Annotated in this window: 18 protein-coding genes; 7 read left to right on the top strand and 11 right to left on the bottom strand. The window is 47.0% G+C overall.

The window, feature by feature from the left end; translation table 11 throughout:
- Window positions 1-77: 77 nt before the first annotated feature.
- Window positions 78-758: a response regulator transcription factor gene (locus tag NIT79A3_RS16885; RefSeq protein WP_013967352.1), complete on the bottom strand. Its 681-nt coding sequence runs from the start codon at window positions 756-758 to the stop codon at window positions 78-80.
- A gap of 735 nt (window positions 759-1,493) precedes the next feature.
- Between NIT79A3_RS16885 and NIT79A3_RS18045 the strand changes: the two genes are divergently transcribed.
- Window positions 1,494-2,048: an FxDxF family PEP-CTERM protein gene (locus NIT79A3_RS18045; protein WP_013967351.1), complete on the top strand. Its 555-nt coding sequence runs from the start codon at window positions 1,494-1,496 to the stop codon at window positions 2,046-2,048.
- A gap of 213 nt (window positions 2,049-2,261) precedes the next feature.
- The gene (locus NIT79A3_RS16870; RefSeq protein ID WP_041360393.1) at window positions 2,262-3,092 is read left to right on the top strand and encodes an inositol monophosphatase family protein; all 831 of its coding nucleotides are present in this window, start codon (window positions 2,262-2,264) and stop codon (window positions 3,090-3,092) included.
- Here the strand turns inward: NIT79A3_RS16870 and scpB are convergent.
- Genes scpB through NIT79A3_RS16840 form a run of 6 tightly spaced genes read right to left on the bottom strand, consistent with a single transcriptional unit; the run spans window position 3,086 to window position 7,980 of the window.
- A complete protein-coding gene (scpB, locus tag NIT79A3_RS16865; protein WP_013967349.1) occupies window positions 3,086-3,715 on the bottom strand; it encodes an SMC-Scp complex subunit ScpB in 630 nt (209 codons plus the stop codon). The genes NIT79A3_RS16870 and scpB overlap by 7 nt on opposite strands.
- Window positions 3,681-4,493: a ScpA family protein gene (locus NIT79A3_RS16860; protein WP_013967348.1), complete on the bottom strand. Its 813-nt coding sequence runs from the start codon at window positions 4,491-4,493 to the stop codon at window positions 3,681-3,683. The genes scpB and NIT79A3_RS16860 overlap by 35 nt, the downstream gene beginning before the upstream one ends.
- Before the next feature lie 58 nt (window positions 4,494-4,551).
- Complete coding sequence (locus NIT79A3_RS16855) at window positions 4,552-5,754, bottom strand: tryptophan--tRNA ligase (RefSeq protein WP_013967347.1); 1,203 nt, start codon at window positions 5,752-5,754, stop codon at window positions 4,552-4,554.
- 26 nt (window positions 5,755-5,780) lie between these two features.
- Window positions 5,781-6,446, bottom strand: coding sequence for a site-2 protease family protein (locus NIT79A3_RS16850; protein WP_013967346.1), 666 nt, complete (start codon window positions 6,444-6,446; stop codon window positions 5,781-5,783).
- A complete protein-coding gene (locus NIT79A3_RS16845; RefSeq protein ID WP_013967345.1) occupies window positions 6,439-7,071 on the bottom strand; it encodes an L-threonylcarbamoyladenylate synthase in 633 nt (210 codons plus the stop codon). Before NIT79A3_RS16845 ends, NIT79A3_RS16850 begins: the two co-directional genes overlap by 8 nt.
- 51 nt (window positions 7,072-7,122) lie before the next feature.
- Complete coding sequence (locus NIT79A3_RS16840; protein WP_013967344.1) at window positions 7,123-7,980, bottom strand: 3',5'-nucleoside bisphosphate phosphatase; 858 nt, start codon at window positions 7,978-7,980, stop codon at window positions 7,123-7,125.
- A gap of 272 nt (window positions 7,981-8,252) precedes the next feature.
- Here NIT79A3_RS16840 and NIT79A3_RS16835 point away from each other — a divergent pair, with 272 nt between their 5' ends.
- Together NIT79A3_RS16835 and NIT79A3_RS16830 are read left to right on the top strand one after the other, a co-directional pair.
- Window positions 8,253-9,479: an NnrS family protein gene (locus tag NIT79A3_RS16835; RefSeq protein WP_013967343.1), complete on the top strand. Its 1,227-nt coding sequence runs from the start codon at window positions 8,253-8,255 to the stop codon at window positions 9,477-9,479.
- A gap of 143 nt (window positions 9,480-9,622) precedes the next feature.
- A complete protein-coding gene (locus NIT79A3_RS16830) occupies window positions 9,623-10,231 on the top strand; it encodes a hypothetical protein (protein WP_013967342.1) in 609 nt (202 codons plus the stop codon).
- A 65-nt stretch (window positions 10,232-10,296) separates the two neighbouring features.
- Here NIT79A3_RS16830 and NIT79A3_RS18950 read toward each other — a convergent pair whose 3' ends face one another.
- On the bottom strand, window positions 10,297-10,452 hold the full coding sequence (locus NIT79A3_RS18950) for a hypothetical protein (RefSeq protein WP_013967341.1): 156 nt from the start codon (window positions 10,450-10,452) through the stop codon (window positions 10,297-10,299).
- A 16-nt stretch (window positions 10,453-10,468) separates the two neighbouring features.
- Window positions 10,469-10,744 carry a hypothetical protein gene (locus tag NIT79A3_RS16825; protein WP_013967340.1) on the bottom strand — a complete coding sequence of 92 codons (276 nt, stop codon included), beginning with the start codon at window positions 10,742-10,744 and terminating at the stop codon, window positions 10,469-10,471.
- A 167-nt stretch (window positions 10,745-10,911) separates the two neighbouring features.
- Between NIT79A3_RS16825 and NIT79A3_RS16820 the strand changes: the two genes are divergently transcribed.
- On the top strand, window positions 10,912-11,175 hold the full coding sequence (locus tag NIT79A3_RS16820; RefSeq protein ID WP_013967339.1) for a type II toxin-antitoxin system Phd/YefM family antitoxin: 264 nt from the start codon (window positions 10,912-10,914) through the stop codon (window positions 11,173-11,175).
- A gap of 193 nt (window positions 11,176-11,368) precedes the next feature.
- Here the strand turns inward: NIT79A3_RS16820 and NIT79A3_RS16815 are convergent, their stop codons facing one another.
- Window positions 11,369-11,653: a plasmid stabilization protein gene (locus NIT79A3_RS16815; protein ID WP_013967337.1), complete on the bottom strand. Its 285-nt coding sequence runs from the start codon at window positions 11,651-11,653 to the stop codon at window positions 11,369-11,371.
- Complete coding sequence (locus NIT79A3_RS16810) at window positions 11,650-11,898, bottom strand: prevent-host-death protein (RefSeq protein WP_013967336.1); 249 nt, start codon at window positions 11,896-11,898, stop codon at window positions 11,650-11,652. Before NIT79A3_RS16810 ends, NIT79A3_RS16815 begins: the two co-directional genes overlap by 4 nt.
- Before the next feature lie 194 nt (window positions 11,899-12,092).
- Between NIT79A3_RS16810 and NIT79A3_RS18040 the strand changes: the two genes are divergently transcribed.
- Both NIT79A3_RS18040 and NIT79A3_RS16800 read left to right on the top strand, forming a co-directional pair.
- Window positions 12,093-12,632 carry a histidine phosphatase family protein gene (locus NIT79A3_RS18040; protein WP_083817980.1) on the top strand — a complete coding sequence of 180 codons (540 nt, stop codon included), beginning with the start codon at window positions 12,093-12,095 and terminating at the stop codon, window positions 12,630-12,632.
- Between the two features lie 277 nt (window positions 12,633-12,909).
- Window positions 12,910-14,184, top strand: coding sequence for a prenyltransferase/squalene oxidase repeat-containing protein (locus tag NIT79A3_RS16800; protein ID WP_013967334.1), 1,275 nt, complete (start codon window positions 12,910-12,912; stop codon window positions 14,182-14,184).
- Window positions 14,185-14,214 lie beyond the last annotated feature (30 nt).

The following is a 14,214-nucleotide window of genomic DNA, read 5'->3' as shown; positions in this document are numbered from 1 at the left end:
ACAAATAGATGTCATTTGTCCCGGAAACATACCTATTTTGGGGTAATTATCTGACAAAATATCCCGATCATGTAGGATTATTTGAAATAGTCATATAGGGGCGCTTTCAAACATAACTCAATTTGTTTCTTAACCCCTATTTTTTTATAGACTGCGGATAGTTTATTGCGTACCGTTTTTTCGGTCACAATCAGTTGTAAACTTATTTCTTTAGCCGATAAACCTTTGCATGCTAAACAAGCAATGCGGCGTTCGCAATTACTCAATTTTACTTGCTGCAATGTTATGTCTTTGGTTTGTATTTCTGCTGATAGATTGGGGTTGGGTCGAGTTTGCTGCGCCAGTTTGGTGAGGTGGCGATCAAACATGCTCTGTCCCGCGTGGATTGCATAGATAGCTTTCAATAACAATCTAGAGGATTCATATTTACTGATAATGCCTGATGCTCCGGAATGAAATGTTTGCAAATAAGTATGCTCGCTATCGTGCTGTGATAAAGCCAGAATCTTACTTTGCGGGCAAACATGCAGCAATTTGGAAATATGTTCGGCATAATCGTCACCACTTAACTGCAAATCAATAAGAATTACATCTGGGTTATGCTGTATCGCTAGCTTGAATAAGTTTTCGATAGAATTGGTGTCTGCAACCAAGAGTACTGAAGAATGACTATTAAATAAAGCGCGCAAGCCCATGCGAACAAGCTCAAAGCTTTCTGCTACGAGCACACGTATTTTATGAGGTGACCTATCGATCATACAGATTCTGGAAGCTTGGTTAATATGAATACAGCAAAAGACAGAAATACTTGCGTTGCTGCTATTCTATTCAGCGGTTGCAGATTGCTAAGTAATGAAAAGAGATGGATATAGCTATCGTTTTAATTATCCAGGTAGGTAATAACAGAACCTCAAAAAAGCTTTGCCTGTAGATATGCTGATATGATTGCTTCAGCTTTGATCCGGGTGCCATGATCGTGTGATGGGCATACTTGCTATTCTTTTCAGAAATAGGCAGAAATTCAGAACAGCGGAATGCTATTGAGCCGGTTATGGGTCTATGCGGCCTGTTTTCTCAACTCTGCCTAAACGGCTAGATACACCATGAATGTGTTTCTATTCCTTAATGCAATTCGATAAAGATAGGCTGGATAAAAATAGGAATTTTAGAGAGTAATTTAATGCAAAGTTTTTTAAAAAATAAGCAAAATGCTTATATCAATAAAGTTGTTTTATAGGCATAATTTCCAATCCCTCATAGTAGTGAGGGGGGTATTATCTATCTGTTATTGAGCTGTAAGTTTTCTTATAAATTCGTCAATCAAATAATGTGACTTATCACGTTATAAATAGGTAATTATTGATATTTCTATCAATCTATTTAATGACCGGATCGACAAGACTGTAGTTATTAACGAATAGGCGCCTCGCCTAAGCTCTTTTATTATGATGGTAATTTAATAAGTTTTTGTAAACTCACTTTGGAGAATTTAAATGAAAAATAGCTATAAATTAAATTTGGTGGCAGCCGTCGTATTGATGGCAAGTAGCGTTGCTCATGCAGGAATTGCTAATTTACCTGGCGATGGTTCGCAAGCAAACGCTTATCAAATGGGTGTGATTAGTTCGACTCCTACGGTACTCGCTGCAATTGTAAGCGGTTCTTCCTCATCATTCTTTGAAGAATACGCAGATTTTACTATTTCTGGAGCGAACTTGCCGTTTGGTTCCGCAAGCACTCTTTTGCTGACCTTAAACGGTGTTAATGTGAGTGAGATCACGGGCTTGACTGTTGAGGTATGGGATAATGTTCATCCCAATGGCACTACTTTGCTTACAACATTTTCAGGTAATAATGTAACCACTCCGTTTGGCTTGTTGCCTGATGGACAGTATCATTTAGACATTAGCGGCTATCTCGGTGACGCGGCCTCTGTTGGACAATACTCGGTTGCAATTAGTGCAGTGCCAGAACCAGAAACCTATGCCATGTTGCTGGCTGGTCTTGGTTTGATTGGTTTTTCAACTCGCCGTCGCATGCAGGGCTAAAGAATACCTAAGAAATTATCTAGGGTAACTTACGTTCTTAAAAAACCCGCATTTCGATATCGAAATGCGGGTTTTTAATTTTCCGGCACATTCTTGCAGCGTTGCAAACAGTGCCTTGATCGCGGCCGATTTCTGCAAATCTATAAAATCAAGCGTGCAAGGTGGATTCATATTAGAATCGCGCTTCTCTCTGTTAAATTCTGAATCAAAAATATGCATCCAATGCTAACCATCGCGGTGAAAGCCGCACGCCGTGCCGGTAGTATTATTAATCAGGCTTCACAAAACTTGGATTTGCTCAATGTATCGAAAAAATCACACAGTGATTATGTGAGTGAAGTGGATGGCGCGGCTGAAGACGCCATTATCAAAGTTTTGTTAGCAGCGTATCCCGATCACGCGATTCTGGCGGAAGAGAGTGGTCGCCGGGGCGATGAAAAAAATTCAGAATATCAGTGGATTATTGATCCACTCGATGGCACGACAAATTTTCTACATGGATTTCCCAAATATTCGGTTTCCATTGCAGTCAAGCATAAAGGTGTGCTCAGTCATGCGGTGGTTTACGATCCTACCAATAATGAACTATTTACGGCTACCCGGGGCGGCGGTGCCTTTCTGAATGATCGCCGGATTCGTGTCAGTAAACGTACCCGGCTTGAGGATTGTTTGATTGGTACGGGCATTCCGTTTCGTGATTTGACGCACCTGGATGCGTATATTGCCATGTTCAAGGATATTATTCCACGCACCGCGGGGATCCGCCGACCGGGTTCTGCTGCGCTGGATTTGGCCTATGTGGCGAACGGACGTTATGATGGTTTTTGGGAAATTGGCTTGGCGCCATGGGATATGGCCGCCGGTTGTCTGCTGATTACCGAAGCGGGTGGATTGGTCGGCGACCTGGAAGGCAATGAGACACAATTGGAAAGCGGGCAAATTATTGCAGGCAATCCAAAAATATTCGGGCAATTGCTGCAAGTGATTGCGCCCCACCTTACCCCTGCGCTACTCGAAGTGCAGCGGGCGGCAAAATCTCAATGACCGGATTCTTCTGGTTCTTCAAAAGGCAGGTCCTGGTTCTTGTCGCTGGATTCAATCAAGGATTTCATCTCTTCCAGTGGTGGAAGTTCTTCTAGCGAGCGCAGATTCAGATCATTCAGAAAATGCTGTGTCGTGGCAAACAATTCCGGTTTTCCGGGTACGTTACGATGTCCGACAGCTTCAATCCAGCCACGCGCAATGAGTGTTCTGAGCACCGAACTGGAAACACCCACACCGCGGATTTCTTCAATATCACCGCGCGTAACGGGCTGGCGATAGGCAATGATGGCGAGGGTTTCCAGAACCGCGCGTGAATAACGCGGTGCTTTTTGCGGGGTTAACCGATCCAGATACGGTTGCATGTCCGCTTTGGTCTGAAACCGCCAGCCGCTAGCTACCGTGACCAGTTCAACGCCGCTGTCGCTCCATTTCTCGCGGATTTCTTCCAGTAATGTGGAGAGCACCGCAGCGCTTAATTCATTATTGAATAACTTTCTTAATTCACTGATGGGCAAAGGATCTTGTGCCGCCAGCAATGCCGCTTCCAGAATGTGCCTGGTTTTTGCAGGACTCAGCGAATCCAATGGGTCAGGCTGGTGAAGTGGCATCAATGGCGCAGACATAAATAATTCCGGAATCTTTAGCCTGAGAAATTTCCAGCAACAATTCCTTAGCCAGTTCCAGGATCGCCAGAAAAGTGACGACAACTTCGGCAACTGTCGCTGAAGGGCTGAACAAGTCATAGAACTCAACCTGTTTGTGCCCGCGCAGATCGCGCAGAACCTGACTCATATAGGCACGCACGGAAAGGGTTTCACGTTTGATTTGATGATGGCGATTGACTTTGGCGCGCGCCAGAATGGCGACCCAGGCATGGTACAAATCATCCATGTGGATACTGGGTAATCGTTCGACGGTATTTTGTTCGATCCACACCTGAATGATGCTAAAGTCACGCTCAACTTGCGGCAATTCATTGAGGCGTAATGCGGCTTTTTTCATTTGCTCGTATTCGAGTAAACGCCTTACCAGCTCGGCACGCGGATCATGTTCTTGTTCTGCTTCAGTCTTTGGATTGGGCAATAGCATGCGTGATTTGATTTCAATCAGCAACGCGGTCATGAGCAGATATTCCGCTGCCAGTTCCAGTTGATCAACACGCATCATTTCAACGTAGGCCATATATTGCAGGGTGAGTTCGGCCATCGGAATATCCAGAATCTCCAGATTATGTTTGCGGATCAGATATAACAGCAAGTCCAGCGGACCCTGGAAGGTATCCAGGAAAATCTCGAGTGCGTCGGGCGGTATATACAAATCCTGCGGAATTTCCAGTAATGGTTCGCCGCAGATTTTGGCTATAGGCTGCGTCGTATCAGCAGAATCAATAACGGAATTCACTGCTGCCCCCTGTTGCTTATTGGGTGATCGATTCAATTGCCCGGTGTTGCGTGGTCAATCAGGAATAACTGAGTCCCATGGCTTCGCGGATGTCACGCATGGTCTCTTCGGCCAGTTTGTTGGCTTTCTCACAACCATCCGCAATGATGTTGCGCACCAGGGTGGGATCTTCTTCGTACTTCATAATGCGCTCGTACATCGGCGCCTGTTCAGCCAGAATCTTGTCGATGATGGGCGATTTGCAATCCAGGCAGCCAATTTCCGCATTCTTGCAACCGCGCTGCACCCATTCACGGGTATTGTCGTCGGAATAAACCAAATGGAATTGCCATACCGGGCACCTGGCAGGATCGCCGGGATCACTACGCCGCACCCGTGCCGGATCTGTCGGCATGGTGCGGACTTTTTTCCGGATGCTTTCCGGGTCTTCGCGCAGGCTGATGGTGTTGTTATAGGATTTGGACATTTTCTGACCATCCAGGCCGGGCATTCTGGAGGCGTCGGTGAGCAGCGTTTCGGGTTCGGTCAGAATCATTTTGCCGCCGCCTTCCAGATAACCAAATAAGCGTTCCCGGTCACCCAGACTGAGATTCTGTTGCTCATTCAGTAACGACCTGGCTTCTTCCAGCGCATGTTCATCGCCCTGTTCTTGATACAGATTACGTAGCTCGGTATACAATTTTGATTTCTTTGAACCCAGCTTCTTGATGGCTAATTCGGCTTTTTCTTCAAAACCGGGCTCTTTGCCATAAATATGATTGAAGCGGCGTGAAATTTCGCGTGTAAATTCCAGATGCGGCGCTTGATCTTCCCCGACAGGAACCAGATTGGCGCGGTAAATCAGGATATCCGCGCTTTGCAGCAGCGGATAGCCAAGAAAACCATAGGTGCTGAGATCTTTCTCAGACAATTTTTCCTGCTGGTCTTTATAGGTGGGTACGCGTTCCAGCCAGCCGAGCGGTGTCATCATTGACAGCAATAAATACAGTTCGGCGTGTGCAGGGACTTTGGACTGAATGAATAAAATCGCCTGAGAGGGATCGACACCCGCAGCCAGCCAATCAATCACCATATCCCAGACATTCTGTTCGATAATTTCCGGCGTATCGTAATGGGTGGTTAAAGCATGCCAATCCGCGACAAAAAACAGGCATTCATATTGCTGCTGCAATTTCACCCAATTTTTTAATACGCCATGATAATGACCTAAATGCAGGCTGCCGGTGGGGCGCATGCCTGATAAAACACGATCAGCAAACATTTTGATATCCTAAATGTAAAACGTTGTTAGATATATAACCCAAAAATTGACACAATAATTATCTTGGCCCAAGTAATCACTGGCCCGATCACAGCACCCAGCACGCCACTGAATAGCAATCCCAATAATATGATAAGGCCGTAAGGTTCGATCCGTGAAAACGGGTAAGCTAAGCGGTGTGGCAATAGACTGATGGCCATGCGGCCGCCGTCCAAAGGCGGAAGTGGCAGCAGGTTGAGCACCATCAGGATGACATTGATTTCGATCCCTGCGATTCCCATTAGCGCCAACGGTCTTGCGAAACCGCTTTCCGGCATGGCGATGGCTAATTTGATCATCAAAGCCCAAAAAATCGCCATCAACAGATTGGCACCAGGGCCTGCTGCAGCTACCCACAGCATGTCGCGTTTCGGCTGGCGCAAGTTGGAAAAATTAACCGGCACCGGTTTGGCCCAGCCAAATAAGAATCCCGCGCCGACCGTCATCTTGCTGAGAACGAATAACGTCAGCGGTACCAGAATCGTGCCGATGAGGTCAATATGCCGGATCGGGTTGAGGCTGATGCGTCCTTCATTAAAGGCAGTGAAGTCACCAAAATGTTTGGCAATATAACCATGCGCCGCTTCGTGCATGGTGATGGCAAAAATGACCGGTAAGGCATAAATGGCGATGCCTTGAATAATTTCATCCATGACTGAATCCAAAGGGTTCGAGACCGCCTTTACCTTGCCGGATCAATTCGGGCACATCAGTCGTCAAATCAATCACGGTGGTCATTTCTATTCCGCAGGAACCGGCATCCATAATCAGTTCAACCTGATGCTCCAGGCGTTCGCGGATTTCTTCCGCATCATTCAGCGGAAATTCGTCTTCCGGTAATATTAACGTAGAACTGAGTAATGGTTCGCCGAGTTCTTCCAGCAGCGCCAGAACAACCGGATGGTCAGGAATGCGCAGGCCGATGGTATTGCGTTTGGGATGTTGCATGCGGCGTGGGACTTCCCGCGTTGCCTGTAAAATAAACGTGTAGCTGCCGGGTGTCGTGGCTTTGAGTAACCGGTACTGACTGTTATCGACTTTTGCGTAGGTTGAAATTTCCGCCAGATCCCGGCACACCAGCGTGAAATGATGGCGCTCATCCACTTGCCGGATAGTGCGGATACGCGCCATCGCGTTTTTATCACCGAGGTGACAACCCAGGGCATAGCAGGAATCCGTGGGGTAAACGATGATTCCGCCACTGCGAACGATTGCGACGGCCTGTTTGATCAGGCGTAAATGCGGTGTGTCGGTGTGAATAGAAAAAAATTGGGCCACAGTAAGGACTGTATCTGGATTAAATGAGTGTTATCAGTTTATCAACAATTGTTATACAAGTTCGGCTGCCATTGTGTTTTTCCAGTGATGCCAGATGGGTGTGCATCCCTGCGGAAATTCGGGTAATTGCCCCAGGTCGTGAAAGCTTTCTCCCGGACCATGAAAATCAGAGCCGCATGAAGCCATCAGATTCTTGTTTTGCGCATGTTGCGCAAAGTGACGAACCTGCTCCGGCGTGTGACTCGACGTGACCACCTCAATGGCCGATCCGCCCAGCGTACAAAATTCATCGAGTAAATCATTGAGTACATTTTTGCCCAAATCATAGCGTCCCGGATGCGCAATGATTGCACACCCCCCGCTGCCGCAGATCCAGCTTACCGCATCACTGAGCGCCGCCCATTCGTGCGGAGTATATCCCGGCTTGCCTTTCACCAGATATTTTTTAAATACGGATTTTACGTCTTTGGCATAGCCTTGCTCAACCAGGAAACGGGCAAAGTGTGTGCGTCCGATCAAACGCCGTTCGCCCACGTGGGCATAAGCGCCTTCCAGGCTGCCGTGGATACCGATTTTTTCGAGTTCCGCAGCGATATTTGCGGCACGTTGCGAACGGCCTGCGCGGATAGCGGTCAGACCTTCGATGAGTGGCGTATACTCTGGATCAATGTCCAGTCCGACAATGTGCAAGGTACGGCCGCGCCAACTGACGGATATTTCCACGCCGTTTATAAATGTGATATTTTTCGCAGCGGCTGTCTGGCGCGCTTCTGCCAACCCGGCGATGTCGTCATGATCGGTCAAAGCCAGCGTTTCAACACCACGTAGCGCGGCGCGTTCGACCAGTTGAACGGGTGTTAATAAACCATCAGAAATTGTGGAATGACAATGCAGATCAATATTGAGCATGAAGATTCGTTGCGCAAAGCAGGACATGCATCATAGCAAATAACCCGGTTTAAGAGAAATAATTGATCTGGATAATTAAAGAGATAGTTAGAACTATGAAGAAATGCATATTTCATAAGGGCACTTCTAAAAATTCAAAGTTCCAAACAAAACGAGGCGCGAGCAAAAAATGGTGACGCAGCATATAATTGATATGTAAGGAAACATTTTTTGTGAGCAACAAAGTGTTGTGACGAAATTTGGATTTATAGAAGTGCCCATAAGGAGCTTGAATGACCATACCATTGACCGTTCGCGATCATATTTCGGCTGCGCCGCATCGCAGCTTGTTTCTTGCCGGCGCGCTGCAAGGCGTGCTGACACTGCTTTGGTGGGTGTTTGATCTGACCGGGCGCTATGCCCTAATGGGATCCGCTACAGTTTGGAGCATCGCTCCGACCTGGGCGCATGCTTTCCTGATGGTCTATGGGTTTTTCCCGTTCTTTATTTTTGGTTTTTTGTTTACCACGTATCCCAATTGGATGAACGGTGACAAAGTAAAAACGAGTGAGTACATGGCCACCTGTTGCTTGATGGCGATCGGTGTTGTGTTGTTTTATGCCGGGCTATTGACGCACAAAGTAATCCTCATCATGGGCGTAGAATTCATGCTGGCCGGATGGGGCGTTGCGGTTTATGTGTTATTCCGCATCCTGTTGGGCACCGCGCCTGCTCAGGATAAACGCCATGCGCGCGTAATCAGTGCCGCGCTACTCATGGGTTGGCTGGGTATGGCTGCGTATTTGTTGTGGCTGGTCACCGAAAGCCCGGCTGCACTGGATTTTGCGCGCCATGCGGGCATCTGGTTTTTTCTGTTGCCGATCGTGCTGACCGTTTCGCACCGCATGATTCCATTTTTCTCCAGCCGGGTATTGGACAACTACGTATTGATCAGACCCTACTGGATGCTCTGGTTAATGCTGGCTTGTATTGGCGCGCATGGCTGCCTGCAATCGCTGGATATGCCAGCTTATCTATGGATTGTTGATTTTCCGCTGGCGGGCTGTGCATTCTATTTATCGTACCGCTGGGGATTCCTGCGCAGCTTCCGCGTGAGTTTGCTGGCGGTATTGCATGTTTCATTCGCTTGGCTGGGTGTAGCCATGACGCTGTACGCGGTGCAAAGCCTGGTGTATATGCTGTCCGGCAGCATGTTGCTCGGCCTGGCGCCCTTGCACGCACTGGCGATTGGCTATTTTGCCAGCATGATTCTGGCGATGGCGTCACGCGTCACGCTCGGGCACTCGGGGCGTCCACTGGAACTGGATCACATTACCTGGATTCTGTTCTTAAGTTTTCAAGCGGCTACAGTACTGAGAATATTGGCGGATATCGTGCCGATGATCGCGCCGATTTTGTATGTGGCTGCAGGACTTGCTTGGCTGTGCTGTTTTGTATTTTGGGCGGCTAAGTATGCGCCGATTTACTGGCGGCAGCGGGTGGATGGGAAGCCGGGGTAACAAAGTTTGATAGGATGAAATCTAAATCGACGTATTATCCTAAGGAATAAGGAGAAATAATGAATTTAGTAATGATGGATGTTATTTTTGACGTAAGCTATCACGTCATTTCAGAAATCTAATTCGTTAGGCAAGAGAACCAATTGACGAAGCAGCACTTTACAGATAAATATTTACGGTTCACCGAAGAGACGAATGCTTTAGATTATCTGGAGAGGGCGGGCGAGTTTATCGGTCAGGCAATGACCGACGAAAACGCCTGGAAATGGGTGGTGTTGTCATTACACGGGGCTCTGTATGGTTTCGCTATCGCTGCTTGTAAAGATTCTGATTATCAGTCGGTCGTGAAGATTACAAAGAAAGGTCATGAGCGACTAATTACGCTCGATGAAGCCTTGGAAAGCTGCCAGGATGCTAACTGGATGGGAACACTTCACGGTGGGTTACCGCTGAATCTCTCTGAGAGTCAAGTGGATTCCATCAGGCGATTAAAAGAAACACTGAGAAACAGTTTCGAGCATTATATTCCGGGCAGTTGGTCGATAGAGTTGCATGGATTGCCACGAATATCGATGGATGTTCTTGATGTCATTCACTTCCTTGCGATAGAGACGTTCCGATACCAGCGTCTAAACCAGGCACAGCAAGAAAAGATAAAAGCCATGCTTTTTCAAAGCAAACAATTGTTGGAAGAATCGTCTTTGCACCTAGAACTTCTGGCGGCAGAACGTGCCGATAAGGCCGAATCTTGACCAGGCGTAAAAACGTACAGAGATGTAGGGCGTTAATAAGCGTAGCGCATTGCCCCGATTTTGACTCACACAATACAGTGTGCCGGTAATGCGCTTTGCTTATTTTTCATGACGACAAAACATCCCTTGCTGCGCACGGTGATGATGTCTTCCGTCTTATCCGCCAGATTTTCTTGCAGGCACACAATCTCTTTGGTCTTTAGATCGTTGGTTGTAATCATATTCAGCTTGCTCAGATTAAGAGATGTCAGTGATTCTACGCAGAAGTTGTGGCGATACGGTCCATTTATTACCATCCTCTGCCAGGATGGAGACAGTTTTTTTGTTGTAGCGCGTAATGATTCCGAATACCGGAGGTTCATTGTCAGGCTCGAAACAAACTTTGTCACCAATTGAGAATGCAAGCATGCTTGTGTGAGCTCGCATTTGGCGGAGAAAGCGAAGTCGTTCAACGATTCGTCTGTTGAGATCAATGAGTTCTGATTCATTCAATTGATCAATATCGATTTTCATGGATATTCCCCTTTCTTATTCGTTGGCTAACGAGAGAAAAACCGCATTGTATCGTTTTGCTACTGAATATGCGGCAGTGGATTTATGTCTTATTTAGAGATTTTGACCTAATGAACTGACTTGACTAAACGTAGTCCAGTTAATCCAAGTGATAAGAAAATACCAATATGCTTACCATCAACATCCATGAAGCACAAACCCATTTGTCCCGATTTATTGAGAAAGCTGCAGCCGGTGAGGAAATCATCATCGCTAAAGCGGGGAAACCCATTGCTAAATTAGTGCCATTGCACAGCTTACCTTCCTCTCGAAGCCTGGGTATATTCAAGGGGCAATTGAATGTTCCGGAAGATTTCGATGCGGCATTACCCGAGAATGTGGTGATGCAATTTCAGAATGGAGCCATCGAACCATCCTCTGAGAATCGCTAACAATGCGATTGCTGCTCGATACGCAATTCTGCTATAGGCACTGGATACGCCTGATCGATTGCCCTGCTCCCTGAGAACGCAGTTGGAATCGCCGCCTGTCGAAGTGTATTTTAGTGCGGCTAGCATTTGGATTGGGTAGGAAAGCCATAATGGCCGCGCATTAAAAATCTTGTGGTGGCGCAAAGTAGCGCGCCTACCCCGTCTGATACACATCCTCATGACTCCCCACATTAACCAGAATGATTTCTTTTTCAGTAATCAGTATTTCAAGCGTAATGCGGTAACTGAGATTAATCGATACTGAATGTAACGCTGACAATTTGCCTTTTAGCGGGTGAATTCTCAGGGAAGGGTGGTAAGGATTAAAGGCCAGTAATTGCAAGGTCTTGCGATAAGGTTCCTTTAAATCCGGGTGTTTTTGTGCAAAGCGTCGGGCGCGTTTTTTGTAACTGTCGGTGAAGATGAGCGTGTGGCTCATTTAGAAAACAGGTCATCGACATGTTGATCGATCGTATCTTTGCTGAATTGACCGGATGCCATGTCTTGTTTTGCTTCGTAAAGCGCTGCTTCCAATTCCATCTCACGCAGATAATGATATTGCTCGATTTTCATCACGACAAAACATTCTTTGCCGCGCACAGTGATGATGTCTTCCGTTTTATCCGCCAAGCTTTCTTCCAGGCAGGCAATTCCTTTCGTTTTTAGATCATTGGCTGTAATCATTTTTAATCGCTTGTTTAATCGTGTTGTTGACTATATGATTGAAAGTGTGACGTGTCAATTAGAAATTGGCAAATGAATTATGGAGATATCAAATCACCAATAAAGATCAATTTAGTGAAAATTGGTAATCAACTAGCCAAGGAATCGTATCGTGTAATGCACTGTAAGCTTCTTAAATTCTGCTCAACATATACATGAACATCTATTGTATGCGCCATGGGCGCTCGAACTATAACGACCTTGGTCTGTGTAACGACGACCCCAGCCGGGATGTTTATTTAACGGAGGCAGGCATAGCGCAGGCGCAATCGGCAGCGTTGGCGCTGCGCAATGAGGTATTTGAGCGCATCATCGTTTCACCTCTGCCGCGCACGCGTCAAACGGCGGAGATCGTGAACCGGTATCACGCCGCGCCGATTGTGGTGCATGCGGATCTTGCCGACATCCGTTCGGGATTTGAGGGCAAACCGGTATCGGATTATTTTGCAGCGATCAGCCATAATCCGCTCCGGGCGCGCGTGAATGGCGGTGAGTCTTTGCTGGATCACAAGCTGCGTGTTTTGCGCTTTATCGACTGGTTAAAAGCGCAGCAGGATAAAACCCTGCTTATAGTCGCGCATGAAGAAACCATGCGGGTATTTGTCGCCTATTTTGAGGGCGGCGTCGAAGATTCTCAACTAAGGGATATTCATGTGGGGAATTGCGAATATCAGCATTATGTTCTGGGACAATAATTCCAGACGCATCTATACAATGTACCAACCACCTCAAACCTTTTGCTTGTAAGCTCTGGACATAAAGCCGTTCACGGATTCCATTGACCGTATTGGTCTTCGGAAAGGTATCCAGTTGAATCTTGCAAATATTTCACTTCCTGTAAACAAATCAACCCTCGAGTGAGGCACTTCCCAGCATTGGCACATCCTGCCATACTGCAGATTAATTTTTTAGCATCATTCGAGCGGTCATTGTGCCGGTTCTGGCGGTAAAAAATTTAGGAGGGGAGATTGCATGACTCAGATCACTGAAATTATCAAAAATGCGGGTCGATGGCTGGAACAGCAGCAGGATAGTGAATCGAAGGGATGGGGCGAGCGTCGCGGCAGTCATATCAATGTACTCAATACCGCCGAAGCAATGATCGCTCTGATCGATAGCGGGATTTGTCATGCGGGCACTAGCTCGATCCGCGGCGCGGTTGATTTTCTTCTGAAGCATCAAACAGTGGATGGCCAAGATGCCGGTTCGTGGGCACGGGAATTAACCACGGATGATGGTAAAACCATCGATATTCCTGACTTGGTGCGTACTTGCTATGCGATTCAGGCGCTCATCAAAGCCGGCAAGGGGATTGACGAAGGCCCGGTGCAATTGGCGCTGATATGGCTGCTTGCACGCAGAAATGAAAATACAAAAGGCTGGAGTTACGCCCGAGGTAAGCCCGATGCACTGATGCCGACTTGTTTTGCACTGACAGCTTTGCTGGATGCCTACGATGCCTATCCTGGCGCTTATCAAAGCCAGATATCAGAAGGTCTGCAACATTTGGTGGGTGCTTATTACAACGACGGGGGCGATGAAGTGCGCGGCTCATTCGGCGAAGCTGGTCACCTGCAAGGCGTTCATACCATTCATGCCGCGCTGGTATTACAAATTGCGCGCAACAATAATTTAAGTACATTTCCGGAACAGGAAAAACAGGCCATCGAATGGCTGCTGCGAAACCCGGATAAAGCCATCAGGTTGCGAGAAGAATGGGTGGAAATTGACCAAACCAAAATTGCGAATGGCCAAACTGGCGGTTATGGCTTTATGTTCATGACCGATACCTTGTTGATGCGGCTTCTTCTCGGATCGGAGAATTTGGATGATAAAAAAAGCGCATTGGCGCATGAAGCCATGCATAGCCTTAAAGACAAGATCGATGAAAACACCGGGGCTTTTTATGGGCCGCGATTATTTTCCTGGGCCACAGCAAAAGCATTGCCTGCCTTGGCTGTTTTGCAAAAGCATGCCGGTACAGAATATCCGGATCTTCCTGCGCGCACGCCGGAGTCCCGGTCTGAATTAACTGGCTGGAAAATAGCCCCGATTATCATCATCATGGGATTTGCAACCCTGCTCTCCGGGCTTGGTTTTTATTTGATGGTTACCGAGAAATTCGGTCTTCTGGCCTTTACCTTTTTTGTCGTGATGTTGTTAGCTGCCCTTCTGGTATATGGCCATATTAAAGAAAAAACCTTCAAAGAATTATTAAGTAGCCTTGGCGGGCTATTAAAAAAATAAAATGCTGTTTTACATGAACGATTCTAATTT

Origin of the sequence: Nitrosomonas sp. Is79A3, from assembly GCF_000219585.1 — a bacterium.
Classification (GTDB): domain Bacteria; phylum Pseudomonadota; class Gammaproteobacteria; order Burkholderiales; family Nitrosomonadaceae; genus Nitrosomonas.
The sequence above is the reverse complement of the archived record's forward strand: the minus strand, read 5'-3'. Positions and strand labels throughout refer to the sequence as shown.

Bases quoted from the DNA above. Each gene is read 5' to 3' on its own strand.
- NIT79A3_RS16885 (WP_013967352.1), bottom strand. From the start codon at position 758: ATGATCGATAGGTCACCTCATAAAATACGTGTGCTCGTAGCAGAAAGC.
- NIT79A3_RS18045 (WP_013967351.1), top strand. From the start codon at position 1,494: ATGAAAAATAGCTATAAATTAAATTTGGTGGCAGCCGTCGTATTGATG.
- NIT79A3_RS16870 (WP_041360393.1), top strand. From the start codon at position 2,262: ATGCATCCAATGCTAACCATCGCGGTGAAAGCCGCACGCCGTGCCGGT.
- scpB (WP_013967349.1), bottom strand. From the start codon at position 3,715: ATGTCTGCGCCATTGATGCCACTTCACCAGCCTGACCCATTGGATTCG.
- NIT79A3_RS16855 (WP_013967347.1), bottom strand. From the start codon at position 5,754: ATGTTTGCTGATCGTGTTTTATCAGGCATGCGCCCCACCGGCAGCCTG.
- NIT79A3_RS16850 (WP_013967346.1), bottom strand. From the start codon at position 6,446: ATGGATGAAATTATTCAAGGCATCGCCATTTATGCCTTACCGGTCATT.
- NIT79A3_RS16840 (WP_013967344.1), bottom strand. From the start codon at position 7,980: ATGCTCAATATTGATCTGCATTGTCATTCCACAATTTCTGATGGTTTA.
- NIT79A3_RS16835 (WP_013967343.1), top strand. From the start codon at position 8,253: ATGACCATACCATTGACCGTTCGCGATCATATTTCGGCTGCGCCGCAT.
- NIT79A3_RS18950 (WP_013967341.1), bottom strand. From the start codon at position 10,452: ATGATTACAACCAACGATCTAAAGACCAAAGAGATTGTGTGCCTGCAA.
- NIT79A3_RS16825 (WP_013967340.1), bottom strand. From the start codon at position 10,744: ATGAAAATCGATATTGATCAATTGAATGAATCAGAACTCATTGATCTC.
- NIT79A3_RS16820 (WP_013967339.1), top strand. From the start codon at position 10,912: ATGCTTACCATCAACATCCATGAAGCACAAACCCATTTGTCCCGATTT.
- NIT79A3_RS16815 (WP_013967337.1), bottom strand. From the start codon at position 11,653: ATGAGCCACACGCTCATCTTCACCGACAGTTACAAAAAACGCGCCCGA.
- NIT79A3_RS16810 (WP_013967336.1), bottom strand. From the start codon at position 11,898: ATGATTACAGCCAATGATCTAAAAACGAAAGGAATTGCCTGCCTGGAA.
- NIT79A3_RS18040 (WP_083817980.1), top strand. From the start codon at position 12,093: ATGAACATCTATTGTATGCGCCATGGGCGCTCGAACTATAACGACCTT.
- NIT79A3_RS16800 (WP_013967334.1), top strand. From the start codon at position 12,910: ATGACTCAGATCACTGAAATTATCAAAAATGCGGGTCGATGGCTGGAA.